General features: G+C 61.2%; 25 protein-coding genes and 1 pseudogene. 17 read left to right on the top strand and 9 right to left on the bottom strand.

The annotated features are described in order from the left end of the window. Positions 1 to 117: 117 nt before the first annotated feature. From HH303_RS08870 to HH303_RS08850, 5 genes and pseudogenes are all read left to right on the top strand, one after another. Entirely contained in the window at positions 118 to 3,084 is a 2,967-nt protein-coding gene (locus HH303_RS08870; RefSeq protein WP_169624895.1) for a bifunctional [glutamine synthetase] adenylyltransferase/[glutamine synthetase]-adenylyl-L-tyrosine phosphorylase, read from the top strand. After that, positions 3,081 to 3,749, top strand: coding sequence for a glutathione S-transferase family protein (locus HH303_RS08865; protein ID WP_169624894.1), 669 nt, complete (start codon positions 3,081 to 3,083; stop codon positions 3,747 to 3,749). The genes HH303_RS08870 and HH303_RS08865 overlap by 4 nt, the downstream gene beginning before the upstream one ends. Before the next feature lie 85 nt (positions 3,750 to 3,834). Beyond that, complete coding sequence (locus HH303_RS08860; RefSeq protein WP_169624892.1) at positions 3,835 to 4,149, top strand: ArsR/SmtB family transcription factor; 315 nt, start codon at positions 3,835 to 3,837, stop codon at positions 4,147 to 4,149. Beyond that, positions 4,146 to 4,505, top strand: a complete 360-nt coding sequence (locus HH303_RS08855) for an SRPBCC family protein (protein ID WP_169624890.1) — start codon at positions 4,146 to 4,148, stop codon at positions 4,503 to 4,505. The genes HH303_RS08860 and HH303_RS08855 overlap by 4 nt, the downstream gene beginning before the upstream one ends. Further along, positions 4,495 to 5,166, top strand: a pseudogene (locus HH303_RS08850) (ATP-dependent Clp protease proteolytic subunit); the annotation flags it as partial. The gene HH303_RS08855 and the pseudogene HH303_RS08850, both read left to right, overlap by 11 nt. Here the strand turns inward: HH303_RS08850 and HH303_RS08845 are convergent. From HH303_RS08845 to HH303_RS08825, 5 genes are read right to left on the bottom strand one after another with little or no spacing between them, the layout of a single operon-like run. Further along, positions 5,163 to 6,056 carry an alpha/beta fold hydrolase gene (locus HH303_RS08845; RefSeq protein WP_169624886.1) on the bottom strand — a complete coding sequence of 298 codons (894 nt, stop codon included), beginning with the start codon at positions 6,054 to 6,056 and terminating at the stop codon, positions 5,163 to 5,165. The pseudogene HH303_RS08850 and the gene HH303_RS08845 overlap by 4 nt on opposite strands. Beyond that, positions 6,056 to 6,988 (bottom strand): DMT family transporter, encoded by a 933-nt coding sequence (locus HH303_RS08840; RefSeq protein WP_169624884.1) that lies wholly within the window; start codon positions 6,986 to 6,988, stop codon positions 6,056 to 6,058. The genes HH303_RS08845 and HH303_RS08840 overlap by 1 nt, the downstream gene beginning before the upstream one ends. Positions 6,989 to 7,037: 49 nt before the next feature. Next, on the bottom strand, positions 7,038 to 7,772 hold the full coding sequence (locus HH303_RS08835) for a glycerophosphodiester phosphodiesterase family protein (RefSeq protein WP_169624882.1): 735 nt from the start codon (positions 7,770 to 7,772) through the stop codon (positions 7,038 to 7,040). A 16-nt stretch (positions 7,773 to 7,788) separates the two neighbouring features. Continuing rightward, positions 7,789 to 9,360 (bottom strand): alkaline phosphatase family protein, encoded by a 1,572-nt coding sequence (locus tag HH303_RS08830; RefSeq protein WP_169624880.1) that lies wholly within the window; start codon positions 9,358 to 9,360, stop codon positions 7,789 to 7,791. Between the two features lie 47 nt (positions 9,361 to 9,407). Next, positions 9,408 to 10,367, bottom strand: coding sequence for a calcium/sodium antiporter (locus HH303_RS08825; protein WP_169624878.1), 960 nt, complete (start codon positions 10,365 to 10,367; stop codon positions 9,408 to 9,410). 212 nt (positions 10,368 to 10,579) lie between these two features. Here HH303_RS08825 and HH303_RS08820 point away from each other — a divergent pair, with 212 nt between their 5' ends. From HH303_RS08820 to HH303_RS08800, 5 genes are all read left to right on the top strand, one after another. Further along, positions 10,580 to 11,446 carry an AraC family transcriptional regulator gene (locus tag HH303_RS08820; protein WP_169624876.1) on the top strand — a complete coding sequence of 289 codons (867 nt, stop codon included), beginning with the start codon at positions 10,580 to 10,582 and terminating at the stop codon, positions 11,444 to 11,446. Between the two features lie 125 nt (positions 11,447 to 11,571). Next, positions 11,572 to 12,288 (top strand): AzlC family ABC transporter permease, encoded by a 717-nt coding sequence (locus tag HH303_RS08815; RefSeq protein ID WP_169624874.1) that lies wholly within the window; start codon positions 11,572 to 11,574, stop codon positions 12,286 to 12,288. Next, the gene (locus HH303_RS08810) at positions 12,285 to 12,587 is read left to right on the top strand and encodes an AzlD family protein (protein WP_169624872.1); all 303 of its coding nucleotides are present in this window, start codon (positions 12,285 to 12,287) and stop codon (positions 12,585 to 12,587) included. The genes HH303_RS08815 and HH303_RS08810 overlap by 4 nt, the downstream gene beginning before the upstream one ends. A 90-nt stretch (positions 12,588 to 12,677) precedes the next feature. Continuing rightward, positions 12,678 to 16,301 carry a hydantoinase B/oxoprolinase family protein gene (locus HH303_RS08805; protein ID WP_169624871.1) on the top strand — a complete coding sequence of 1,208 codons (3,624 nt, stop codon included), beginning with the start codon at positions 12,678 to 12,680 and terminating at the stop codon, positions 16,299 to 16,301. A gap of 133 nt (positions 16,302 to 16,434) precedes the next feature. After that, positions 16,435 to 16,944 (top strand): winged helix DNA-binding protein, encoded by a 510-nt coding sequence (locus tag HH303_RS08800; protein WP_169624869.1) that lies wholly within the window; start codon positions 16,435 to 16,437, stop codon positions 16,942 to 16,944. Positions 16,945 to 16,951: 7 nt separating this feature from the next. On the opposite strand, the gene HH303_RS20355 is transcribed toward HH303_RS08800, so the two are convergent. Next, complete coding sequence (locus HH303_RS20355; protein ID WP_227421687.1) at positions 16,952 to 17,419, bottom strand: putative phage abortive infection protein; 468 nt, start codon at positions 17,417 to 17,419, stop codon at positions 16,952 to 16,954. Between the two features lie 591 nt (positions 17,420 to 18,010). On the opposite strand from HH303_RS20355, the gene HH303_RS08790 reads away from it, so the two are divergent. Beyond that, positions 18,011 to 18,379, top strand: coding sequence for a cupin domain-containing protein (locus HH303_RS08790; protein ID WP_169624865.1), 369 nt, complete (start codon positions 18,011 to 18,013; stop codon positions 18,377 to 18,379). Here the strand turns inward: HH303_RS08790 and tsaA are convergent. After that, the gene (tsaA, locus tag HH303_RS08785; protein ID WP_169624863.1) at positions 18,376 to 18,771 is read right to left on the bottom strand and encodes a tRNA (N6-threonylcarbamoyladenosine(37)-N6)-methyltransferase TrmO; all 396 of its coding nucleotides are present in this window, start codon (positions 18,769 to 18,771) and stop codon (positions 18,376 to 18,378) included. The genes HH303_RS08790 and tsaA overlap by 4 nt on opposite strands. Before the next feature lie 120 nt (positions 18,772 to 18,891). Beyond that, the gene (gene tyrS, locus HH303_RS08780) at positions 18,892 to 20,142 is read right to left on the bottom strand and encodes a tyrosine--tRNA ligase (RefSeq protein WP_169624861.1); all 1,251 of its coding nucleotides are present in this window, start codon (positions 20,140 to 20,142) and stop codon (positions 18,892 to 18,894) included. Positions 20,143 to 20,216: 74 nt separating this feature from the next. Here tyrS and HH303_RS08775 point away from each other — a divergent pair, with 74 nt between their 5' ends. After that, positions 20,217 to 21,314, top strand: a complete 1,098-nt coding sequence (locus tag HH303_RS08775; RefSeq protein WP_406611039.1) for an anhydro-N-acetylmuramic acid kinase — start codon at positions 20,217 to 20,219, stop codon at positions 21,312 to 21,314. 15 nt (positions 21,315 to 21,329) lie between these two features. On the opposite strand, the gene HH303_RS08770 is transcribed toward HH303_RS08775, so the two are convergent. Further along, entirely contained in the window at positions 21,330 to 21,968 is a 639-nt protein-coding gene (locus HH303_RS08770) for an alpha/beta hydrolase (RefSeq protein WP_169624858.1), read from the bottom strand. Between the two features lie 213 nt (positions 21,969 to 22,181). On the opposite strand from HH303_RS08770, the gene epsC reads away from it, so the two are divergent. The 5 genes from epsC (at position 22,182) to HH303_RS08745 (ending at position 26,162) form a co-directional block, all read left to right on the top strand. Continuing rightward, the gene (gene epsC / locus HH303_RS08765; protein ID WP_169625099.1) at positions 22,182 to 22,934 is read left to right on the top strand and encodes a serine O-acetyltransferase EpsC; all 753 of its coding nucleotides are present in this window, start codon (positions 22,182 to 22,184) and stop codon (positions 22,932 to 22,934) included. Between the two features lie 65 nt (positions 22,935 to 22,999). Continuing rightward, entirely contained in the window at positions 23,000 to 24,118 is a 1,119-nt protein-coding gene (locus HH303_RS08760) for a cysteine desulfurase family protein (protein WP_319637349.1), read from the top strand. Then, positions 24,115 to 25,290 (top strand): cysteine desulfurase family protein, encoded by a 1,176-nt coding sequence (locus HH303_RS08755; RefSeq protein WP_169624856.1) that lies wholly within the window; start codon positions 24,115 to 24,117, stop codon positions 25,288 to 25,290. The genes HH303_RS08760 and HH303_RS08755 overlap by 4 nt, the downstream gene beginning before the upstream one ends. 87 nt (positions 25,291 to 25,377) lie before the next feature. Next, complete coding sequence (locus HH303_RS08750) at positions 25,378 to 25,695, top strand: ferredoxin family 2Fe-2S iron-sulfur cluster binding protein (RefSeq protein ID WP_169624854.1); 318 nt, start codon at positions 25,378 to 25,380, stop codon at positions 25,693 to 25,695. 263 nt (positions 25,696 to 25,958) lie between these two features. Beyond that, on the top strand, positions 25,959 to 26,162 hold the full coding sequence (locus HH303_RS08745; RefSeq protein ID WP_169624853.1) for a cold-shock protein: 204 nt from the start codon (positions 25,959 to 25,961) through the stop codon (positions 26,160 to 26,162). Positions 26,163 to 26,267: the final 105 nt, after the last annotated feature.

Below are 26,267 nucleotides of genomic sequence, written 5' to 3'. Positions count from 1 at the left end.
CACACCAATTACCGGTCGTTACCCGCCGGATTTCTTCATTCGCCGGATTTCTTCATTCGATTGACCATCATAGACGGTTCGCGCAGGTTTGGAACCGGTCCAATCAGGATAGAGTCTATGGATATCACCGCCATTCTCAAGGCAATCAAAACGGCCGAATTGCCGCTTCCGGAAGATGTCGGAACGCCGGATCTGCCGCATCTGGACGACGATCATCCGATGGCGGCCGCTTTTCGGACCTTCTGCGAGACCGAGCAGGGGCGCCACTTCCTGTCATTTATGTTCGCCCATAGCGGATTTCTATGGTCGTTGATCCGGCGCGATACCGGTTTTTTTGCTGAAATCGTCTCGAACGGTCCGAAAACCGCGGTTCAAGCGACCTTGGACGGGTTGCGCGATCTGACCGATCGGGAAACCGGGGATGCGGCGGTAATGAAGGCGCTGCGCGTTGCGAAACGCAAGATCGCGCTGGCCGTCGCCGTGGCGGATATCCTGAACCTCTGGCCCTTGGAAGATCTGACCGGTGCGCTGGCCGATATGGCGGAAGCGGCGCTGGAACAATCCGTCCGGCATGCCCTGCGCGCGTGGCGGGGCGACACCGCGACGGACGGCTACGTGATCCTGGGCATGGGAAAGTTCGGCTCGCGGGAACTGAATTATTCTTCGGATATCGACCTGATCGTTTTGTACGATACGGAACGCCTGAACCCGGAAGACCCCGACCGCCTGCGTCAGGACCTCGTCCGGGTGACGCGCAACGTCATGCGTCTGATGGATGAACGCACCGGCGACGGCTATGTCTTCCGCACGGATCTGCGGCTGCGTCCCGATCCGGGCGCGACGCCGCTGGCGATCAGCGTCCTGGCCGCCGAAACCTATTACGAGAGCCTGGGTCAGAACTGGGAGCGCGCCGCGATGATCAAGGCGCGCCCCGTCGCTGGAGATATCGAGTTGGGAGAGGCGTTCCTGACGCATATCCGGCCCTTCATCTGGCGCAAATACCTGGATTTCGCGGCGATCCAGGACATTCATTCAATCAAGCGCCAGATCAATGCCCATCGCGGCGGCGCGACCATCGCCATCGACGGTCACAATATCAAAATCGGGCGGGGCGGCATCCGTGAGATCGAGTTTTTCGCGCAGACCCAGCAATTGATCTGGGGCGGACGGCAGCCGGAAATGCGCGTCAAACCAACCTGTCTCGCCCTGGAACAACTGGCGGCGAACGGCCATACGGAACCGGATACGGTGCGGGATTTGACGCTGTCCTACGGTTTCCTGAGGCGCCTGGAACATCGCCTGCAAATGGTCGCGGATCAGCAGACACAGACCCTGCCGGAGGCGGGACCGGAATTCGACGCCGTCGCCCGGTTCATGGGTTTCGCTGATCCCGATCAATTCCGTATGCGCCTGCGTACCGTGCTGGAAACCGTCGCCGGACATTATGCCCGGCTGTTTGAGGAAGCGCCGGATCTGGGCGGCGACGGGTCACTGGTCTTTACCGGGGCCGACGACGACCCGGATACGCTGGAAACCCTAACCCGCATGGGATTTCGCGACGCGTCCCATGTCGCGGGGCGTATCCGTATCTGGCATACGGGGCGCTATCGTGCGACGCGCAGCACCCGCAGCCGCCAGATCCTGACCGAAATCAAACCGCGTCTATTGCAGGCCTTCGCCAATACGTCCGACCCGGACGAGGCGTTTCAGCAGTTCGACAATTTCCTGTCGGGGCTGCCGTCCGGGGTGCAGTTGTTCTCTCTGTTTCAGGCCTATCCGGTGCTGTTGGACTTGGTGTCGGAAATTCTGGGCAGCGCGCCGCGTCTGGCGGAATGGCTGTCGCGTAAACCGGTGCTGCTGGATAGCGTTCTCAGCGAGGATTTCTTCGAACCCGTGACGGCGGAAACCGTATCGCCGGACAAGGATGGTGAACTCTATACCGCCATCGGGTTGTCGCAGGATTACCAGGATATCCTGGACGCGGTGCGGCGCTGGACCAACGACCGGAAATTCCGCATCGGCGTGCATCTTCTGCGCGGAATTGCGGATGGCGACCGGGTGGGGCCGGCCTATACCGCGCTGGCGGAAGGGGGGCTGGAGGCTGTGCTGCCAGCGACCCAAACGGAATTCAGGGAGGCCCATGGCGATGTCCCCGGCTCGTCCCTGGCGGTCGTCGCCTTCGGTAAACTGGGCGGCGGGGAACTGCTGCCGATGTCCGACCTCGATCTTGTCTTCGTGTACGATACGGACCCGGAGGTTTCGGAATCCGACGGAGCGCGGCCGATCGGGCCGCAGGTCTATTACCTGCGCCTGTGTCAGCGGTTCGTCACCGCGATCACAACGGAAACGGGCGAGGGCGGTCTGTACGAGGTGGACACCCGGCTGCGCCCGGCGGGGAAGGCCGGGGCGCTGGCCACCCAATTTTCCGGGTTCGAAAGCTACTACCGTCTGCCGGATGGGGAGGCCTGGACCTGGGAGCACATGGCCCTGACCCGCGCGCGGCCGGTCTATGGCGATCCTGATTTGCGCGCCCGTCTGTCCAAATGCATTCGGGCGGCCCTGGTGCAGGAGCGTGATCACGATAAGCTGTTCGCCGATGTGGATCACATGCGGGACAGGATCGAACGGGAATTTTCTCCGAAATCGGCCTGGGATATCAAATATCGGCGGGGCGGTCTGGTCGATGTCGAATTCATCGCCCAGACGCTTCAATTGGCCCATGCGTCGGAAAATTCCGGTATCCTGTCCCCGAATACGGGAGAGGCGCTGGAACGCCTGGAAAAGCACGGATATCTGGGGCAGCAGACTGCAAGAGACCTGCGGGATGCGTTGGCCTTGTGGCGGCGGTTGCAGGCGGTAATCCGGCTGACGGCCCCGAATGGCGGATTCGATGCGGAAACCGCGCCGGAAGATCAGAAACGCGCGCTTGCACGCGCGGTGGGGCTGACCGATTTTTCGGACCTTGCCGGGCCGATTGAGGATGCGGCGAAGGCGGTTCATGGGCATTATCGCGACCTGATCGGATCCCGCGCCGAAGCGGGCCGGGCCGCATTGAAAAAGACGGAAGGGGACGGGGCGTCATGATTACGATTTGGGGCAGACGGAATTCCAGCAATGTCATGCCGGTCATGTGGGCGGTCGGCGAGTTGGGCCTGCCGCATGAACGCAAGGATGTCGGCGGGTCTTTCGGCGGGTTGGACACCGACGCCTTCGTCAAGATGAACCCGAACCGTCAAATTCCCGTGCTGCAGGAAGGAAGCTTCATCCTGTGGGAATCCAATGCCATCGTCCGGCATTTGGCGCGGGTGCACGGCGTCGGCGGGTTGCAGCCGGAAACGGAAGCCGACCTGGCCCATGCCGAACAATGGATGGATTGGCACCGCAACGTTTTCGCATTGCAGGCATCGGCGATATTCTTTTCCACCATCCGGACGGAGCCGCCGAAACGAGACGCCGCCGCGATTGCCCGTCAGGCCGAAAGTTTGGGGAAAAGCCTGAAGATATTGGACGCCCATCTGAACGGACGGGAGTTCATCGTCGGGGATCGGCTAACCATCGCGGACATTCCGATCGGGGCGGTGCTGTATCGGTATTTCAACATGCCGATCGAGCGACCGTCCTTGCCGAATATCGAGGCTTTCTACAGCCGCCTTCAACAACGCCAAGCCTATAAAACTCATATCATGAATCCGTTCGGCCGGAATCCGGCGGAGTGGTACATGCTGGAACGCGGTCTGCCGATTTCCTGACGTCGCCCTAAGTCAACCCGTAGAACCTGACTCCATCCGTCGAATCCGTCTTGCTCAATGCATAAGTGTGTGCTTATGTGTTGTCATGATAGAGAACGATATCTTCAAGGCCTTGGCCGATCCGACCCGCCGCGCGATTTTCGACAAGCTGGCATCCGGTGCAATGAATGCCAGCAGTCTGCGCGAGGGTATGGAAATCAGCCAACCGGCGATGTCCCAGCACCTGTCTGTATTGCGCAATGCGCGGCTGGTTAAGGAAGAACGGCAGGGGCGTTTCGTGAATTATCAGGTCGACCCCGCCGGGCTGAATGTCGTGGCGCATTGGCTGTCGAAATATCGTGCCTTCTGGCCCGAGCGCATCGACGCCTTGAAAACCCTGCTGAAGGATATGGACCAATGACCGACAAAGAGACGAAGACGCACCCCATCGGGCTGGAGTTCGAATACGAACTCGACGCGCCGCCGCAAAAGGTCTGGCGCGCGCTCAGTATCCGCGACTTCCGAAAGAATTGGCTGCCGACGGATACGCTGGCGGACCCCGCCCCGTCCATTTTGACGCCGGGACGTCAGGTTCGGTACAGGATGCGGGACGCGGAACCGCCATTCTTGGAAAGCCTCGTGACCTTCACGGTCGATCCGGCGGAAGGCGGCGGTACAATGCTGCGGATCGTTCATGATCTGACGGATGTCCGGGTCGTGACCGCACCGAAGGCTGCCGCCAACAATAACGGCCCGGTGATGATGCTCGCCGCCTGACGCGGCGACCGCCCTCAAAAAATTCCATCACGAAAGGAATTCGCCGATGCGCGAAGCGATGCAACTCGTCCCCATGGTGGTCGAACAATCCAGCCGGGGGGAACGGTCTTTCGATATCTATTCGCGGCTGCTGCGGGAGCGGATCGTCTTCCTGAACGGGGAGGTGAACGATACGGTATCCGCGCTGATCTGCGCGCAGTTCCTGTTTCTGGAGGCGGAAAATCCCAACAAGCCGATAGGTTTCTACATCAACTCGCCGGGCGGGGTCGTGACCAGCGGCCTCGCGATCTACGACACGATGCGCTATATCCGCTCGCCGGTGCATACGTTGTGCATGGGGACGGCAAGGTCGATGGGATCGTTCCTTCTGATGGCGGGGGAAGCGGGGCATCGGGCGGCACTGCCCAATGCCAGCGTTCACATCCATCAGCCGTTGGGCGGCTATCAAGGCCAAGCGTCGGATATCCTGATCCACGCCGAAGAGACGTTGCGGGTCAAGCAGCGCATGACGCGGCTCTATGCCGAACATTGCGGACGCTCTTACGAGGAATTCGAGCGGGCCATGGACCGCGACCGTTTCATGACGTCGGAAGAGGCCCTGGAATGGGGATTGATCGACCGGATTCTAAAAGAGCGAGAGATTGAGGGCGGCGCGCCCTAAACGTCGAAGAAATCGAGCAGCGCCGCGAGGGTCGCGTCGGGGTTTTCCTCCGCCAGGAAATGACCCGCCTCGACCGGGTGACCCTGAGCGTTGCGGGCGCGTTCCTTCCAGGTTCCCAGCACGTCGTAATGTTTGTGCATCGGTGCATGTTCTCCCCACAGAACCAGAAGGGGGCATTGGACAGGCGTTTCGATATCCGCGTCGTCATGGTCGAGATCGATCGTCGCGGCGGCCCGATAGTCTTCGCAGGATGCATGGATCACGGCAGGATCGGCGAAAGCCGCTTCGTATTCGGCCTGGGCGATCGGATCGAAGAAGCCGGTCCCCGATTGGCTCAACCCGCCGACAGTGTAGCGGAAGTAATAGATCGGATCCGCGCCGATCAGTGTTTCCGGATAGGGCGCGGGCTGCGCCAGGAAATACCAGTGGTAATAAGCCATCGCGACCGACCGCGTCGCCGTTGCGAACAAGATTCGTGTCGGCACGATGTCAAGAACGGCGGCCCTAGTCACACGATCCGGGTAATCGAGGGAAAGCCGATGCGTCACCCGCGCGCCCCGGTCGTGGCCGGCGACCTGGAATTGGTCATAACCCAACCGACGCATCAGGGCGGCCATGTCGGCGGCCATGGCGCGTTTGGAATAGGGGAGATGCGCCGCATCGCTGTCCGGTTTCGCCGACGCGCCGTAGCCGCGCAAGTCCGGCACGATCACGGTGAAGCGTTCCGCCAATTGCGGCGCGATCCGGTGCCACATCGCCCCGGTTTGCGGATAGCCGTGCAGTAGCAGCAACGGCGGCCCGTTTCCGCCGATGCGGACATGCAGCGCGATATCGGTGCCGAAATCATGGCTGACCGAAATCCTCTCTTCCCTGAAACCGGGAAACAGCATCACTTTCCCTTTCGGGTCGCCAGCATCAGACCGGGCAGCACCATCAGGGCGCCGACCATATGATACATCTTCGGCTGTTCCCCCAGAAGGGCCCAGGCCAGCCCGGCATTGTACAACGGCACCAGATACATCAGCAGGCTGGATCGGCCCGCGCCGAGAACCTTCTGCACATAGCTGTAGAGCTGATACGCGCCGAAGGACGCGATACAGGCCAGCATGGCGATCCAGCCGAAGGTTTCCCAATTATAATCCGGTACGTGACCTTGTGACGCTTCCCAGGCGGTGAACGGCGCAAGGACGATGACCCCGGCCAGAGTCACGGCGGCGAAACGTGTGGACAGGCCCATTTCGCTGGGCCGGTGCCGCGATAGAACGGAATAGACGGCCCAGGATATGGTCGATGCCACGATCCAAAGGTCGCCCGACGTGAAATTGAGGCTGAGCAGGACGCCCAGATCGCCCCGGCAGACGATGACGAGAACCCCGGCCAGACTGGCCGCAACGCCGAGGATCTGGCGGCGTGACACGTCCTCGCCGTAGAACATCCCCGACAACAGGATGATCAGAACGGGAGAGGCGGAATAGATCAGCCCGATATTCGTGGCGCTGGTGGATTCCGCGCCGATATAGACGAAGGCACCGCAAACCCCCATGCCCAAGGCGCCGAGGACCAACAGGTCCATCCATTCGCGAAAGATCGCGCCGCGCCTCACCCACAGACGCGGACCGACCAGCGGCATCAGCAGGATGAAGGTCGCGGACCAGCGCAGAAAGGCCAGATGGATCGGCGGGATGACGCCGACGGTCGCCTTCGCGACCAGCATATTGGCGCAAAAGAAAAAGGGCGTCAGGAACAGCAGAACCGTCGCCAATTTCCGTTCGGACTCTGCGTCGGCCAAAATGCCTGCGGGTTGGGTGGAACGGTCTGTCATCGTGGAAATTTATCCGTTCCCGGCGGTCGCGGAAACATGCAGTTCTTCGCTATACCTGTGCCAAACGGTCAGGGAAGTCGGTGAAGACGGATTGGCATCCCTTGGCGAACAATGCCGACGCCCGATCGGGATCATTCACCGTATAGCAACGGAAGGGAATGTCGGCATCCCGGAAGGCCGCGATGCTGGCATCGCTGACGCGCGCGGCATCCGTATGCACGGCGCTGGCCTTCAGGCGGATGTGATGGTCGTGCCAATCACCGGGCACATCTTCCCACAGGATGGCGATGTCCAGTCCCGGTCCTTCCCGACGCGCGGCGTCCAATGCTGCCAGCGAAAAGGACGACACGACGGGCGGCGGCAGGTTTTCCGGCCAGGAGGCGGTCAGGAAGCGCGCGACCGCGATGCCGGTTTCGGTCTCGTGACCGGTGACCGGTTTGATTTCGACATTCGCGCCCATCCCCAATTCGGCGAGCAGCGCGACAATTTCGGCCAGGGTCGGTACACGCTGACCGGCGAAGGCGGGATCGAACCACGCGCCTGCATCCAGCGTTTTCAGCGCGGCCAGGTCGATATCCGACATCAGGCCGGTGCCGTTGGTCGTCCGGTCAATCGCATCGTCGTGATGAACGACGATTTCGCCGTCCCGTGTCAGCATGCAGTCGAATTCGACCCAACGGCATCCGGCGGCATGGGCGGCACGGAAAGCGGCCATGGTGTTTTCCGGGGCAAGCCCGGCGGCGCCGCGATGGCCGATCAGGCGCGGAAGGTCGGAACGGGTCATGTCGGTATGGGTTCGTCTATCGCAGGAAATCGTATCGGTCGTCGCGATATTCGTTCACGCCGTCCGCAATGTGGCAATAGGTAAGTTCGCGTTCTTCGGTATTCATCCGCCAGGACAACAGCCGCTGCGCCATTTCCAACATGATTTCGCGATAGGCCGGGTCTTTCGACCGGTCGATACGCTCGTCGGGATCGTTGCGCAGGTCGAACAACAGCGGCGGCAGGGCCGCGAAATGAACGTATTTGTATTCGGCGGAGCGAATTACGGCCAATCCGCATTCGTCGCTGCGCAGGCTCAGGGCGGCTTCCGCCGTGCCCAGGCTGGGGTCTCCGATATCGTATTCGATATGCGCTTCCATGCGCCAACCGTCCGGCGTGCCGCCGGTCAGGAAGGACGTCAGCGGATAGCCGTCGACCTGACGCGGTATCGGCGCGCCCAGAACGTCCAGGATCGTCGGCATGACATCGACGGATTCCGTGAAGGCGTCGACCTGACGCCCGCGTGCCGAATCCGCCGCCGGCCGCGGGTCGCGGATAATCAGCGGGATATGATAGCTCTCGTCGAAAAAGCCGGTCTTGCCGAACAGCCAGTGATCGCCGAACTGCTCCCCATGATCGGAGGTCAGGACGATCAGCGTTTCGTCGTATTCGCCCGTCGCCTTCAGGTGGTCCAGCAGGCGGTCGAAATTGTCCTCAACCTCGTTGATCATGCCGTAATAGGTCGCGCGCAACTGGCGCAATTCGGCCTCAGGCATGGTTGCGGGGTCGTAGTCGCGCCCCATGACCAAACCCGACCCCGGCTTCGTCGGTTGCCCGCCATAGGCGATGCGGTATTTCAGCCAGGGATGCAGGGCGCCTTCCTCTTCCGCGCTGGGCGCCCGGACGGGCATCGGCACGTCGGCGGCGTCGTAGCGCGCGTGATACGGCTCGGACACGATCCAGGGCGGGTGCGGGCTGATATAGGTGATATGCGCGAACCATTTCTGACCACGCCGGGCGGAGACATAGTCAATCGCGGAATTCGTTAGGAAGGCGGCGTTGCTGTCTTCCGCCTTGAAGGAGGCGGGGGCGTAGCTATAGCCCTTCCCGGCGACCGGCTTGGCGGGGCGGAAAATATCCCAGGGTTGCGCCGGGATGATGTAGCCCTTGGCTTCCAGATCGGTGAACCAGGTGCCGAAATCCTCGTCCAGGCGGCAGATGCGGGTCATGCCCGGCAGCACACCTTCATAGGAATTGAAGATCGGGTCGCGATGGGGCGCGCCGCGTGGGTCCGGCGAAATGTCGGTATAGCCGAATAGCGCCGGGTCGTAATTCAGCTTGCGCGTTTCCAACGCGATATTGGTGAATCGGCGGTCCAGCGGCGTGCCGTTCCGCAACGCGCGGTTCTTATGCAGGTATGTCCCGGTCAGAAGCGCCGACCGGCCCGGCCCGCAGGGGCAGGTCACCGACCAATGGTTCTTGAACAGGACCGCGTCCCGACAGAAGGCGTCGAGCTTTGGCGTCTGCAGGATCGGGTGGCCCAGCGCGGAGAGACATTCCCAGCGCCACTGGTCGAAGGTTACGAGAAGGATGTTCTTGATCGCGGTCATGATGCACGCGCACCTATCACGCCTTCATGACACAGCTGTGACGCCCGTCAGGATAATCCGGAACGCGGCACAAGGCTTGCGATATACGCCACATAGCCGACCAGGAAGATCAGCCCCGTGGCCCGGCCGATTCGACAACGGAACAGCAACACGGCGGTCACCAAGACGGTCGCGGCCAACATCACCCAAAGGTCGATCCGTTGGATATCAGGGTCGATGGACAAGGGCGCGACCAGGGATGTGATGCCCAGGATCGACAGGACGTTGAAGGTGCAGGAGCCCAGGACGTTCGCAATCGCGACATCGGTGTGTTTGCGATAGGCGGCGACGACCGTCGCGGCCAGTTCCGGCAGGGAGGTGCCCAGCGCGACCACGGTCAGTCCGATAATGCTGTCCGGAACGCCGAATTTCTCCGCGATGCCGATCGCACCCTTGACCATCAAATCCGCCCCGACGATCAGGCCGACGAGGCCCAGCAGCGTGAACAGGATGATCTTCGGCAGCGATGTTGGCGCGTTTTCGATTTCCTCCGCCTCGCTGGCGTGGAATTCGCAGGATGCCTGATCCCGCTTGTCCTGCAGGTAGGTCAGGAACAGGTACAGTATCAGCGCCGCGACCATCAGGACGCCGTGCCACCACAGGATCACGCCATACAGACCCAGTCCGACCAGCAGGACCGCACTGGCCGTCATGACGCCCGCATCGCGCCGCGCGGCGCCGACGGTGCAGCTCATCGGCCAGATCGCCGCGCCCGTGCCAAGGATCAGAAGGAGGTTGGAGATGTTCGAGCCGACGACATTCCCGACCGCAAGCCCGCTTTGCCCGGCGAGCGCCGCTTGAACCGTGACGACCAGTTCCGGTGCCGACGTGCCGAAGCCTATGACAGTCAATCCGATGACCGCCGCGGAAATGCCGAGATACCGGGCGAGGCCGACGCCCCCTCTGACGGTCAGTTCGCCACCGACGAACAGGATGACCAGACCGGCTACCAGATAGACCACATCCATGAAAAAAGAGACTCCGCGATTTTTGGCGCGCCGGTTCGGCTGTACCGACAGGCGACTTCCTAACGGCCTATTCAGCCATCCCCCGCGCATGGATATGCTGTTTCGCTGTTTTTTATGCAAGGCCTAGGCACCTTAATTTTTCCATTCGCTGGTCGGGAAAGGGCCGCAATTTTGTACAAGTCCGACGGGATCGGAACTGATAAAGTCCCGGCATGTCGGCGATTACACAGGAACAGGCGGTCGATCCCGGCCGCATCGGCGAACGGGACAAGGTATGCTTCTGGCGCGACGCGCGCTGGGACGATCTTGAATGCCTGTCCGCAACCTTCGTGCAGCACGAATATTCCCTGCATACCCACGATACATACGTGATCGGCGTGATCGAAAGCGGGGTTGAGGAATATCGGCTGAAGGGCGTTGAACACCGCGCCGTCGCGGGCGATGTGTGCCTCGTCAATCCGGGGGAACTGCATGACGGCCGTCCGGGCGGCAACGGCTATCGCTATCGCATGTTTTACCCGTCCATCGACCTGATGGCGGAAGTGCGCGGGCAAGTGACGGAACGCCATGGGGGCGGATTGCATTTCCGCGAGGCCCTGGTCGAGGATCCGGAGGTCTTTCGTCTCCTGTCCGGCGCGCACCGGACGTTGGAGGATGCGCCCACCCATCTTGAACGGGACAGCGCCTTTCTGGAGGCGGCAAGCCTGTTGATCCGCCGCCATGCCGACCTCGACGGCCCGGAAATAGGGGTGGGACGGGAAGATCGCGCCGTCGCAACGGTGCAGGACTTCGTCGAAGACAATTTGGCGGAAGACCTGGACCTGAAGAAACTGGCGGCATTGGTCGGGTTCAGCCCGTATCGCCTGATCCGAACCTTCCGGAAGGCCATCGGTCAGACGCCGCATGCCTGGGTCACTGGGCGCCGTATCGCCAAGGCACGGCGGTTGCTGTCGATGGGCGACCAGCCCGCCAATGTCGCGGTGGATTGCGGATTTTACGATCAGGCGCATCTGACCCGCCTGTTCAAATCCGTTCACGGCGTCACGCCCGGACATTACCGCGCGGCCTTCCTGTCCTAGGGGCGTCATCGGCCGCGGCGGGACCGTCGCGCGCCGGTTTGGGGACGTCAGCGCAATTTTTTACAATCCACGTCAAACCGCGAACGATAGAAGGAGGCATGAAGTCAGTATCATAAGGTCGTTCCATGTCGTCGAACCCCTCGTTTCTGCCGGAATTTCGGCGCGGTTTTCTGGATATCGCGCCGCTGACACTCGGTGTCGTTCCTTTTGCCCTGCTGTTCGGTACGCTGGCTGCGCAGAAGGGGTTGAGCCCGCTTGAAACCGTTTTGATGTGCGCCAGCGTCTATGCCGGCGGTGCGCAATTCGTGTCGATTGAGGTCTGGGCTCATCCGGTGCCGGTGCTTGCGGTGATCGCGGCCACGGCCCTGGCGAATTCACGCTATCTTCTGATGGGGGCCGCACTGCGTCCGCATCTTCGAACGTTGCCTTTGGTTGTTCGGCTGGGCTTTGTCGGCATTCATTCGGACGAAACCTGGGCGCTCGCCCTGCGTCGGCGAAAGACCCATGACCTGACGCCGGGATATGTCGCCGGGCTTGTCGGCTTCTTCTATCTGAACTGGCCGTTCTGGTGTGGGGTCGGCGCCGTGTTCGGCGGGGCGATCGACGATCCCGCGCGGTTCGGGGCGGATTTCATGTTCGCCGCCCTGTTCATCGGCTTGATCCGGGGACTGTGGCAGGGGCGGTCGTCGTTGTTGGCGATTTGCGCCTCGGCGCTGACCGCCTGGGTCGTGCACCGATACGTTTCCGGCCATTGGTATATCTTTGCCGGGGCCGTCGCGGGGATGGCGGCTGCCGCCCTGACCTGCCGCGCGGACGCGTCCGCGCAGGAGGCCGAAGCATGACGGTCGATACAGTACACCTGATGACGATTGCGGGGATGGCGCTGGTCACGCTGGCGATGCGGCTCGGCGGTTACGTTCTGGTCCGGTATGTCACGTTGCGGGGGCGGGCCGCCGTAGCGATGGAGGCGATGCCCGTGGCAGTGCTGACCGCTCTGATCGTGCCGACGGCGCTGGCAACCGGCCCGGCGGAAACCATTGCCGCCGCGATCACGGCGCTTGCCGCCTGGCGGTTGCCGCTGATCGTCGCCGTCGCCATCGGAACCGTCTGCGTGGTTCTGTTGCGTATGGGGTTTTCGTAAGCGGGGGGGATTCCCTCACGTTCGAGAATTAACGTTGACAATTTATCGATAAATCGTGATCGTTATCCGTCTTTTAACCGGAGGGATATGATGACGGCGGCTCAAGACGTGGTGCGGGACGAACGCGACGGTTGGCAATTCTGGATCGACCGGGGCGGTACGTTCACCGATGTCGTGGCGCGCAAGCCCGATGGCACCCTGCTGACGCATAAGCTGCTGTCCGAAAATCCGGAGGCGTATAAGGACGCCGCCGTTCAGGGCATCCGCGATCTGCTGGACCTGAAAGCCGGGGACCCGATTCCGTCCGACAAGATCGACGCCGTGAAGATGGGCACGACGGTCGCCACCAACGCCCTGTTGGAACGCAAGGGCGATCGGACGCTATTGGTCGTCACGAAAGGGTTCCGCGATCAATTGCGCATCGCCTATCAGGCCCGCCCGCGCCTGTTTGACCGGCATATCGTCCTGCCGGAAATGCTGTATGAACGGGTAGAGGAAGTCGTCGAACGCGTGAATGTCCATGACGAGGTCCTGATCCCGCTCGACCTCGACGATTTGCGCCCGAAGCTGCAGGCCGCCTATGACGACGGTATCCGCGCGACGGCCATCGTTTTGATGCACGGCTACCGCGTGCCCGATCATGAAAAGAAGATCGCCGATCTGGCGCGGGAAATCGGTTTCACCCAGGTGTCGACCAGCCATGAGACCAGCCCGCTGATCAAATTCGTCGGACGCGGCGATACGACCGTGGTTGATGCCTATCTGTCGCCGATCCTGCGTCGCTATGTGCAGCAGGTCGCGGGGGAGCTGGGCGACGTGCGCCTGCAATTCATGCAATCGAACGGCGGCCTGACCGATGCCAGCCTGTTCCAGGGCAAGGACGCGATCCTGTCCGGTCCGGCAGGCGGTATCGTCGGGTCCGTGAAAACGGCGGAACAGGCCGGTTTCGAAAAGGTCATCACCTTCGACATGGGCGGTACCTCGACCGATGTCGCGCATTTTGACGGCGAATACGAACGCGCCTTCGAGACGCTGGTGGCGGGGGTGCGCATGCGCGCACCGATGATGTTGATCCATACCGTCGCGGCGGGCGGCGGGTCGATCTGCCAATTCGACGGTGCGCGCTTCCGCGTCGGCCCGGAAAGTGCCGGGGCCAATCCGGGCCCGGCCTGCTATCGCCGGGGCGGTCCGTTGGCCGTTACCGACTGCAACGTCATGCTGGGCAAGTTGCAGCCGCAATTCTTTCCCAAGGTGTTCGGCCCGAACCAGGACGAGGCGCTGGACCCCGAGGCCGTGCGCGTCAAATTCGAGGCGCTCGCCGCCGAGGTCGAAAAGGCGACGGGCACGAAACGCACGCCGGAAGAAATCGCCGACGGTTTCCTGAAAATCGCGGTCGAAAACATGGCGAATGCGATCAAGAAAATCTCCGTTCAGCGCGGCTATGACGTGACCGAATATGCCCTGCAATGCTTCGGCGGCGCGGGGGGGCAGCATGCCTGCCTGATCGCCGATACGCTGGGCATGACCAAGGTGCTGATCCATCCTTTCGCCGGTGTTCTGTCGGCCTATGGTATGGGACTGGCCGATATCCGCGCGATGCGCGAACGGTCGGTCGAACAGCCGCTGGACGATACCCTGCTGGACCGTTTGACCGCCGAATTGGACACGATGGCCGATCAGGCGGAACAGGAATTGAAGGATCAGGACGTACCGGAAGACCACCGCACCATCCTGCGCAAGGTGCATATCCGTTACGACGGCTCTGACACCGCCATCGAGGTTCCGTTCGGCCCGCTGCCGGAAATGGATGCGGCGTTTAAGGAAGCCTATCGCAGTCGTTTCGGTTTCCTGATGGGCAGCAAGGGGCTGGTTGCGTCCGCCCTGTCCGTCGAGGCGATCGGGCGGACCTTCGATCTGTCCGCCGATGCGCTGGCGGCGGCGGGCGATGCGGTGTCACCGGTCGAAACCGTCACAGCCTTTATGGGCGGAAAGGAAGTACAGGCGCCGGTCTATGATCGTGATGTCATGGTCCCGGGGCAGAAGGTGAAAGGCCCGGCGATCCTGATCGAGCGTACCGGCACCAACATTATCGAGCCGGGCTGGGAGGCCGAATTGACCGCCATCGGCAATATCGTTCTGACCCGCGTCGAGGCGCTGCCGCGTCAGGTCGCCATCGGCACGCAGGCCGATCCGGTCATGCTGGAAGTCTTCAACAATCTGTTCATGTCGATTGCGGAGCAGATGGGCTACACGCTGCAGAACACCGCTTATTCCGTGAACATCAAGGAACGGCTGGATTTCTCCTGCGCCATTTTCGACGCGGAGGGCAATCTGATCGCCAATGCGCCGCATATGCCGGTGCATCTGGGCTCTATGGGCGAAAGCGTGCGCGCCGTGGTGCGCAACAATCCGGACGGCATCCATCCGGGCGACAGTTTCGTCCTGAACAATCCGTATAACGGCGGGACCCACCTGCCGGACGTGACCGTCGTGACGCCGGTCTTCGACGAGGCGGGCGCCAAGATCCTGTTCTTCATCGCCAGCCGAGGCCACCACGCCGATATCGGCGGACGCACGCCGGGGTCCGCCCCGCCGGATTCGAAGCATATCGACGAGGAAGGCGTGCTGATCGACAATTTCAAACTTGTCGATCGCGGAGACTATCGGGAACAGGAGTTGCACGACCTGCTCACCGGCGCGCTCTATCCCGCGCGCAACCCGGCGCAGAACGAGGCGGATTTGCGCGCCCAGCTCGCGGCCAACGAAAAGGGGCTGCAGGAACTGCGTAAGATGGTCTCCCATTTCGGGCTGGAGACGGTCGAGGCCTATATGGGCCACGTTCAGGACAATGCGGAGGAATCCGTGCGCCGCGTCATCGACGTGCTGAAGGACGGGGCCTTTACCTATCCGCTCGACAACGGCCAGGAAGTCACGGTCACGATCTCCATCGACAAGCCGAACCGCTCGGCAAAGGTCGATTTCACCGGTACCTCGCCGCAGGGGGAGAATAATTTCAACGCACCCTCCGCGGTCTGCCGTGCGGCGGTGCTCTATGTCTTCCGCACCCTGGTCGACGACGAAATTCCGATGAACGAGGGCTGCCTGAAGCCCATCGAAATCGTCCTGCCGGAGGATTGCATGTTGAACGCCCGCTATCCGGGCGCGGTCATCGCCGGCAATGTCGAGACGTCGCAGGTCGTCACCGACACACTCTACGGCGCACTCGGCGTCATGGCGGCGGCCCAGGGCACGATGAACAATTTCATCTGGGGCAACGACACGCACCAATATTACGAGACCGTTTGCGGCGGCACCGGGGCCGGACCGGATTTCGACGGCACCGATGCGGTCCACACCCATATGACCAACAGCCGCCTGACCGACCCGGAAATCCTGGAATGGCGTCTGCCTGTCCTGCTGGAAAGCTTTGAAATCCTGAAGGGTACGGGTGGTAAGGGTAAGCATCACGGCGGCGACGGCGTGCGGCGCCGCGTTCGCTTTCTTGAGGAAGTGGACATCGTCATCCTGGCCAACCGCCGGAAAATCCCGCCTTACGGCATGGCGGGCGGGGAGCCGGGCGCGCTGGCCCGCAACTGGGTCGAACGCACCGACGGCTCGCGCGACGAGATGGGCTCGACCGATCTGCGCCATGTGATGCCCGGCGACGTCTTCGTGCTGGAAACCCCCGGCGGCGGCGGCTACGGCAAGGCTTGAGGTAAGGGGAACCGCTAAGGACGCCAAGGAGGGCGCCAAGGACTGCAAAGGAAAAACGGCGAAGCCGGCTTAGCATTCTTTTGCGCCCTCCTTGGCGCTCTTGGCGGTAAAATAAAAGAGGAAGGAACAGGCCATGTCGAAGAACCGTATCGTTGCTTCGGCGCATCTCGTCTCCGAACAGGCGGCGGAGTTGAGCGAATACGAATACGGGCTGATGGTCGGCTGGAACGCCTTTCAGCGCTGGATCACGCGCTGCATGGCGGCGGCGGGATATGGCGATCTGTCGTCCCTGGACATCATGGTGCTGCATTCCGCGAACCACCGCGACCGCGTGAAACGGCTGGCCGATATCTGCTTCACCTTGAATGTCGAGGATACGCATACCGTCAACTACGCGCTCAAGAAGCTGTTGAAGGCCGATCTCGTCGTGGCCGAAAAACGCGGGAAGGAGGTCTTCTACCAGACCTCCGAAGCCGGGCGGGAGGCATGCCGGAAATACAGGGAAGTCCGCGAGGCCTGCCTTGTCGATGCCTTTCAGGCCTTGGGCGGCGTCAATCCCGACGACATCCACGACACCGCCCGCACGCTGCGGGCCCTGTCTGGCCTTTACGACCAAGCCGCCCGCAGCGCGACGAGCCTTTGATCCTTCATTATTTTTCTTTAACACCAAATGCTATTTCATCATAAAATTGCTTATGCGATTTGTCGAAAATTAACGACTCTGGAAGATTGTCGAACAGACTGTATTTCTCAATCAGTGGTTTAAACTTATTTCTGCCATTTTCTGAAATTCCATTATAGAATAGTATTGCCAGTTCATAGTCGCTTATTTGAGAACGCAATATTTTTGCATAAAATAACTTATTTATCTCCTCGGAGTTATCTATGTATAAGAATATTCTGTACATTAGTCGAAAATAATGACCTAGGTCTTGGTTGTGATTCTTGTAAAAAATTACATACCGGTCATTTATTATTTCGAGAATTTTGGGGTGCCGTCCGCTTGGTTTTCCTCGAGAATCTTTTTCTTGTATAGCGTTTTCTAAGGAACGGTAAAATATGATAAAGCAGTCCCTTCCGGTCGATATAGTTGTGCGTGAGGAGGTGCTCTTCTGCAAGTCAAGAGAAGAGACAATTTCATTTAAGGTTCTGATTAATTGAAAGAACGTGTTTTCGAAAAGCTGTTTTTTTAAGGTCTCATTTTGTATTGATATTTCCTTTCTGGTTAAGGAAAGTTCGTCTCTTTGTAGCTCTAGTTCATTTTTTTGTAATAGTATGGTTGCTATTATTCCTACAAAGGCTAATCCAGAAAATAAAGAGGTTAATATACCGAAACTATCTCCAAACAATCCAAATATTTACATTGTTTTGCTTGAAAAACTATCTGACTTACAAAAAATATAAATTGTGTAACCGAGTATGATGGCTGTGATTATCGCTGCCGAAGCCAAAAAGTATCGCCATACGTACTTTTTTTGGTTTTCTGAAGTCATCCGTGATCTCCCTAAACGTAATTATTTTGATATATAACAAGTTAAACGATATGTCTGGTTCATTCATTTCTCAAGCCTCTAAAATTCACGCGGATTAAGGAGATACTCGGCAAAAATCGATCGCACAGATGTCAGATTTGCTAAAGGATATTGAAGAGATAAAACCCTTCTTAATCTAGTTTTAGAAATAGTCTGAATTTACCGAAGGTAATTTCCATGATCCGTAGCGTAAACGACATTGCCGCCTTTACCGGTACGGACGCGCCGGTTGAAAGTTTCGCTCCGGCACCGGAGAAACTTCTGGAGGGTGCCTGCGGCCAGACCGTGCAGAACGTCTTTTCCGATGCGTCGGGTCGGTTCCATTGCGGGATCTGGACGGGAGAGGCCGGGTGCTGGACCGTGTCCTATGACGAGGACGAGTTCTGCCACCTGCTGGAAGGCGAAGTCGAGATATCGGATAGGCAGGGCGGCAGCCGACGCTTCGGCCCCGGCGACGCCTTCGTGGTCCCGGCGGGCTTTGCCGGGACATGGCGCAACCTAAGCGCCGCGAAAAAGCTCTACGTTATTCTGGAACCCGCCGCCTAACGTTTGCGCGGTGCGGGTTTGATGTCCAGCAGGGCCGTGCCGTCCAGGCAGTCCATGCCGCTGACCGTCAGGATATTGCCGCTGATCGACAGCAGTTTCACCCGCGACAGCGCGATCGGGTTCGGCCGATGGGGGGAGCGCATGGCGAATACGCCGCGTTCGATCCCGTCATGGGGGCTGACCCCACGCAGTTGATCGCGCGGTGCCTTGTCGAACCAGTAGAGGAGGTCGACTTCTTCCGCCTCCAGCTTCAACAGGCCGTCGGCGTAGTTTGGCAGCAGTTCGATCTTGGCCTTGCCGTTATTCTCGTCTGGGCCTTTCGGACACTCGTCGAGGGTTTTGTATGGTGTACGTATAGACCCGATGGGGGTAACGCGAATTCCGGTCGACATTTTTCACTCCCTATAATCCAAACATTATGAATTATAGATGTGAACGAAATGTGATCACAAAATTGAGGCGAAAAGCCGCAGGGCATTCCCCACGACCTTTCCCCTCATTTTGCGCCGAAATCACGCCAATTTCAGCAAGGCATGCTTCTTTTTGCCCATCGATAGCTTGATCACCCCATCGACCAGGGACGCCGTGCCGAGGGTCAGCTTGTCGTCTTCGACCTTTTCGTCATTGACGCGGATCGCGCCGCCCTTGATCTGACGGCGGGCGTCGCCGTTGCTCTGCGTCAGGCCGGATCGGGTCAGGGCCTCCAGCACGCCGATCCCGGCATCCAGTTCGGCGGCGGTGATTTCCACCGTCGGCAGGTCGTCGCCGACCGCGCCCAGTTCGAAGGTCTTGCGCGCCGTTTCCGCCGCCGCATTGGCCGCATCCCAGCCGTGGCACAGGGCGGTGACTTCGTTCGCCAGGCGGATCTTCGCCTCGTTGATCGCCGCGCCTTCCAGCTTTTCGATCTCCGCGATTTCTTCCAGCGGCAGGTCGGTGAACAAGCGGAAGAACTTGGCGACGTCCGCGTCTTCCGCGTTGCGCCAGTATTGCCAGTAGTCGTAGGCGCTCAATCGTTCTTCGTTCAGCCAGACCGCGCCGCTGGCCGTCTTGCCCATCTTCGCGCCCGACGCGGTGGTCAGCAGCGGCACGGTCAGCCCGAACAGGGACACGTCTTCCGTCCGGCGGCCCAGTTCGACACCGTTGACGATATTGCCCCATTGATCCGATCCGCCCATCTGCAGGCAGACATTGTGGCGGCGGCTCAGTTCCACGAAATCGTAGGCCTGCAGGATCATGTAGTTGAATTCGAGGAAGCTGAGCGGCTGTTCGCGTTCCAGGCGCAGCGCCACGCTGTCGAATTTCAGCATGCGGTTGACGGAGAAGTGACGGCCGTAGTCGCGCAGGAAATCGATGTATTGAAGCTGCGACAGCCAGTCGTCGTTGTTGACCATGATCGCGTCGGTCGGGCCGTCGCCGAAGGTCAGGAACTTTTCGAAGACCTTCTTGATCCCGGCCATGTTGCGGGCGATATCCTCGTTGGTCAGCAGCTTACGGGCCTCGTCCTTGCCGCTGGGGTCGCCGACCTTCGTCGTACCGCCGCCCATCAGGACGACCGGCTTATGCCCGGTCCGTTGCAGCAGGCGCAGCAGCATGATCGGCACCAGGGACCCCGCATGCAGCGAGTCCGCCGTGGCATCGAAGCCGATATACGCCGGGATCGGACCTTCAAGCGCGCGGGCGTCGAGCGCCTCCATATCCGTGCACTGATGCAGGAAGCCGCGGTCGCGGACAGCCTTCAGAAAGTCCGATTTTACGTCAGTCATGATCCGATTTTCACTGATTGATTAGTTGATGCGGCGCGGCATAGCATGAAGCGTGCAAACCGGCAATCGAAGGGATGCCCGAAATGACCCGACAGTATCGCGCGATCGGCCTGATGAGCGGCACCAGCCTGGACGGTATCGACGCCGCCGTGATCGAAACGGATGGGGAGGCGATCCTGTCAAAGGGGGCGCGCCTGTGCCGGTCCTACGATCCGGAATTCCGGGCGCGGCTGCGATCGTCCCTGGGCGCGATGGAACCGACGGCGGAAATCTCGGCGCTGGAGGCGGATCTGACCGACCGGCATGCGGCGGCGGTGCAGGATCTTCTGGCGCAGGCCGGACTGACCGCGTCCGATATCGACGTGGTCGGCTTTCACGGACAGACGATCAACCATATGCCGGCGCGACAATGGACGTGGCAGATCGGTCTGGGCGACCGCCTGGCGCGGGCGGTGGGGATCGACACGGTCTATGACCTGCGCGGCGCGGATGTGCAGGCGGGCGGGGAGGGCGCACCATTGGCCCCCGTCTATCACCGGGCCCTGGCGCGGGACCTGGACTTCCCGCTGGCCGTCCTCAATCTGGGCGGGGTCGGGAACCTGACCTATCTGGAAGGCCCGGACAGCGAGCCCGTCGCCTTCGATACCGGCCCGGCGAATGCCCTGCTGGACGACTGGATCGGACGGAACGGGACGGAAGCGATGGACCGCGACGGGACGGTATCCGCCGCCGGGACGGTCGATGCCGGTGTTTTGGCGGCATTGATGGACAACGCCTATTTCAGCGCACCTTATCCGAAATCGCTGGACCGCAATGCCTTCGATCCGACGCCGGTAGAGGCCCTGGAGCTGGAAGACGGCGCGGCGACCCTGGCGGCCTTCACGGTGGAAAGCGTCGGGCGCGGCGCGGACCTGCTGCCGACGCGGCCTTGCCGGGTTCTGGTGACTGGCGGCGGGCGGCGCAACCCGACGATCATGCGCGGACTGGCGGAACGGATCGGTGTGCCGGTCGATCCGGTGGAGAGCGTCGGATGGGACGGCGACGCGCTGGAGGCCCAGGCCTTCGCCTTCATGGCGGTGCGTAGTCTGCTGGGTCTGCCAATCAGCTTCCCCCAAACGACACGCGCCCCCCGGCCGATGACCGGAGGGCGCTTGGTACGCGTTTCAGGATGACGAAAAAAGGGTGGCTTAAGCCAGCCGCTTGTCCAGATAATCGCTGACCGACTGTTTCAGGTCGTCGACCTTGCCGGTGAAGAAATGGTTCGTATCCGGCATCAATTCGTAATCGATGGTGATCCCCTTCTGCGCGCGCAGCTTGTCGACCAGCTTGCCGACCTGTTCGTGCGGGACGATGTCGTCGGTGTCGCCATGGACGATCAGACCCGACGACGGGCAGGGCGCGAGGAAGGTGAAGTCATACATATTCGCGGGCGGGGCCACGGAGATGAAGCCGTTGATTTCCGGGCGGCGCATCAGAAGCTGCATGCCGATCCAGGCGCCGAAGGAAAATCCGGCGATCCAGCAGTCGCGGGCGTTTTCGTTATAGGTCTGCAGCCAGTCCAGCGCGGTCGCGGCATCCGACAATTCGCCCTCGCCCCGGGCGAAGACGCCCTGGGACCGGCCCACACCCCGGAAATTGAATCGCAGACAGGAAAAGCCGCGCTTCGCGAAGGTATGATACATCTCGTAAACGACACGGTTGTTCATCGTGCCGCCATGTTGCGGATGCGGATGCAGGAAAAGGGCGATCGGCGCGGTGTCCGAATTGCCATGCGTGTAACGGCCTTCCAGGCGGCCTTCAGGTCCGTTGATAATGACTTCCGGCATGTTCTCTCCGGTGGAATGGTAACGGTTAAAGCCTTCAACCCAGCCCTTCTCCGTAAACGCGGCGGGCGGCGGATACAAGCGCTAAGGTGAAAGTTTGATGGGCCCATTCCTTGACGGCGATTGAGCCCGCCGTATATGTAGGGGCCCGCAATCGGTTCCAAAAGCGCCATCGTGGCCCTTTTCTGGACGATGCCGGATAGAAAGGTGGCGAATATGTTCGACACGATCCGTTCCGATATCGACGCGATGATTTCGCGCGACCCGGCCGCACGCTCCCGTTTGGAAGTTGTGCTGTTCTATCCGGCCTTTCATGCGATCTGTTACTATCGTCTTTCCAACTGGCTCTACCGTCATCGCTGGTTCTTCCTGGCGCGTGGGATTTCCCAATTCGCCCGCTGGGTGACCGGGATCGAAATCCATCCCGGCGCGACAATCGGCAAGGGCTTCTTTATCGATCACGGCATGGGTGTCGTGATCGGGGAAACGGCGGAAATCGGCGACAATGTGACGCTGTATCACGATGTTACCCTGGGCGGTGTGTCCCCGGCTGAAAACTCGGACGGTCAGCGCTGCACCAAGCGTCACCCGACCCTGGAAGATAACGTCATCGTCGGGTCCGGCGCGCAAATCCTGGGGCCGATCACGGTCGGCCGCTGCGCGCGGATCGGGGCGAATGCCGTCGTCATCAAGAATGTCGCGGAAGGGGCGACCATGGTCGGAATCCCGGCGAAGCCGGTTGCCGGTCGTGCCAGCCGGACGGAAGACGGCTTCGCGCCCTATGGGACGCCGCTGGGCGATCTGCCCGATCCGGCGGCCCGGGCGATTGAAGGCCTGATGCAGCAGGTGGAAATCCTGAAGGCGCAGGTCGGTGATCTGGAATCCCGTCTGGCGGACGCGGAACAGCGTCCCAACTTCGGCTTCCCGGTCGACTCCGACGACAACACGGCCAGCGCCAAAAAGGGCTGATCCCGAATTGAATGGTGCCACGCCGCCCGCTTGGCAAGAGCGGGGCGGCGTGGGAAAACGCGGCAATGATGCGCGAAACGGTTTACCTCGACTATAATGCGACCAGTCCGATCCGCCCGGAAGCAGCGGATGCGGTCATGGATATGTTGCGCCTGGGCGGCAATCCGTCCTCCGTCCATGCGGCCGGACGCGCGGCGCGCGACAAGGTGGAGGCGGCACGGGCCCAGGTGGCGGACCTGGTCGGTGCGAAACCCGGTTCCGTGACCTTCACATCGGGGGCGAGCGAGGCGAATGTCCTCGCCCTGCGCGGTCTGCCCTCCAGGCGTGTGTTGGTGTCCGCCATCGAACATGACAGTGTTCTGAACGCCGTTTCCGACCCGGTCCTGCTACCGGTCGATGGCGCGGGACGGATCGATCTGGACGCCCTGCGCGGCGTGGTTCGAGAGGGCGATCTGGTATCCGTCATGGCCGCCAATAACGAAACGGGCGTCATCCAGCCGCTTGCGGATATCGCGGCAATCGTCGCGGAAGCCGGGGCCGTCCTGCATGTCGATGCCGTTCAGGCCGCCGGGCGGATGGCGCTGGATTTCGGCGGGCTGAGCCCCGCGGCGATGAGTGTCAGCGCACACAAGCTGGGCGGGCCGCCCGGTATCGGCGCGCTCGTCCTGAAGACGGATTTGCCCCTGACGGCCCAGACGCGCGGCGGCGGCCAGGAACGCGGGCGGCGCGGCGGAACGGAGAATACGGCGGGTATCGTCGGCTTCGGCGCGGCGGCGGCGGCCCTGCAGTCCATCTGGCAGGAAGAACGCGACCGTATCGTGGCCCTGCGCGACCGGCTGGAACGCGGCATTGCCGCCACGGTGCCGGCGGCGGTGCTGATCGCCACGCATATGGACCGGATCGCGAATACGCTGTCCGTCGCCTTGCCCGGCGTACCGGCGGAAAAGCAGGTGATTGCCCTGGACCTTGCCGGTTATGCGGTTAGCGCCGGATCCGCCTGTTCCTCCGGCAAGGTGAAGACCAGCCATGTGTTGAGCGCCATGGGCCTGCCCGAGGACATCGCCGGATCGGCCGTCCGCATCAGCCTGGGCTGGAAAACGACGGCGGAGGAAATCGCCGGATTCCTGAAAGCATATCAGATCATGGCGGTCCGGCTGGCAGTCCGGTTGGGAGGCGGCGCATGACCGGCAACAATCCCGTGCGTCCGATCTACCTGGATTATCAGGCGACGACGCCCTGCGACCCGCGCGTGGTCGACCGGATGGTGCCCTATTTCACCACTGCCTTCGGCAATCCCCATTCCGCGGATCACCGCCATGGCTGGGAAGCGGAGGAAGCGGTGGAAACCGCCCGCCGCCAGATCGCGGACCCGATCGGGGCGCGGGCGCGGGATATCGTCTTCACCTCCGGCGCCACGGAATCCAACAATCTGGCGATCAAGGGCGCGGCCCGATATCGGCGCGAGGCGGAAGGCCGTGACAAGGTCGTGACCGTGGCCAGCGAGCATAAATGCGTGTTGGAAAGCGTTGCCCGGCTGGACCGCGAAGGCTTCGAAACCGTTATCCTGCCGGTTGGAAGCGACGGATTGGTCGATCTGGCGCGGTTGGACGCGGCTCTGGACGATCGGGTAGCGGTCGTGTCGATCATGGCGGTGAATAACGAGATTGGGGTGATCCAGCCGCTCTCGGAAATCGGCGCGATGGCGCGCAGGGTCGGGGCGTGGTTCCATACCGATGCGGCGCAGGGTTACGGCAAAATCCCGCTGAACGTCGATGAAATGGCCATCGACTTGATGAGCGTCTCCGGTCACAAGATTTACGGTCCGAAAGGGATCGGCGCGCTTTACGTTCGGGGGCGGAAACCGAAAGTCACGCTGGCCGCCCTGATGGACGGCGGCGGGCAGGAGCGCGGGTTACGGTCCGGCACCGTGCCGACGCCGCTATGTGTCGGTATGGGCGCTGCGGCGGAAATCGCTGCGCGGGAAAACGAGGCGGAATCCAGCCGATTGCGCGGGCTACGGGACGATCTGTGGCAGCGGCTTAGAACCACGGTCCCGACGCTCACTCTGAACGGGCATGCGGAACGGCGCATCGCCGGAAATTTGAATGTTACCCTGCCGGGTATTGAAACGGCGGAGCTGCTGGCCGCCGTACCGGGCCTATCTATCTCCGGCGGGTCTGCCTGTTCATCCGCAGGGAATGCAGGCAGCCATGTGTTGCAGGCGCTGGGCCAGGACCCGGCCAAGACCGCCGCCGGAATCCGGATCGGTCTGGGCCGTTTTACGACACCGGCGGAAATCGACGCCGCAGCGGAAAATCTGATCGCCGCCATGACTCGCCTTACGGGGGCGGGTTAAGCGAATGCCGCTTAGTTTTTGACAACGCCATCCGCGTGGCCCAAATAAGCGGCCATCAGGCGATTTCAGTACCGGAGTATCCCATTCATGCCGAAAATCACGTTCATCAACCGGGACGGAAGCGAAACCGTCGTGGATGCGAAACCGGGCTTGTCCGTCATGGAAACCGCAGTCGACAACGGTATCGATATCGAAGCGGCCTGCGAAGGGTCGCTTGCTTGTGCGACCTGTCACCTCGTGGTCGTCGATCAGGAATGGTACGACAAATTGGGGGCGCCCAGCGATGACGAGGAAGATATGCTCGATCTCGCCTTCGGCCTGACGAAAACGTCCCGCCTGTCCTGCCAGATCCGGGTGACGGAGGAACTGGACGGCGTCCGCTTCCGGGTTCCCGACGATTTCTGATTTCATAGTTTTGTCTTGCGTTTCAACTCTCTCCGGCGCATTGTCCGTCCCGTGACGGCCCCGCAGCCGTTTTTGAGAGAGTAACGACTGCAGAATAAACTAGGACCTCACCGTCCGAAACGCCTGCGGACCCGAAACCCCTCATAAGCACCGTGGGACAAGTCGCTCCGGCATCGCATTCGCGCGATCCGGGCATATGGAGTGTGCCGGACCAGACCCAGACGGGCGGTCGGCACGTGCAGACTGAATAGGACTACGAGATCATGGCCAAAGGCACCGTGAAATTCTTCAACACCACCAAAGGCTTCGGCTTCATTACGCCGGACGGCGGCGAAAAGGACGTTTTCGTCCACATCACCGCTGTGCAGGCCTCTGGTTTGGACACGCTGAGCGACGGACAGACGGTCGAATTCGACGTCGAAGCCGACCGCCGCGGTCCGAAGGCGGTGAACCTGCGCGCGGCCTAAGGCCATCCCGCGATAGGGACGGAAAAGGGCGGTGACCTCGGTCGCCGCCCTTTTTCTTTTCGGCACGGGGCGCGTGCCGTCGAATAGCGATGATCGTTACTGACA

This window comes from Pacificispira spongiicola (genome assembly GCF_012926505.1).
Classification (GTDB): domain Bacteria; phylum Pseudomonadota; class Alphaproteobacteria; order UBA8366; family Aestuariispiraceae; genus Pacificispira; species Pacificispira spongiicola.
The sequence above is the reverse complement of the archived record's forward strand: the minus strand, read 5'-3'. Positions and strand labels throughout refer to the sequence as shown.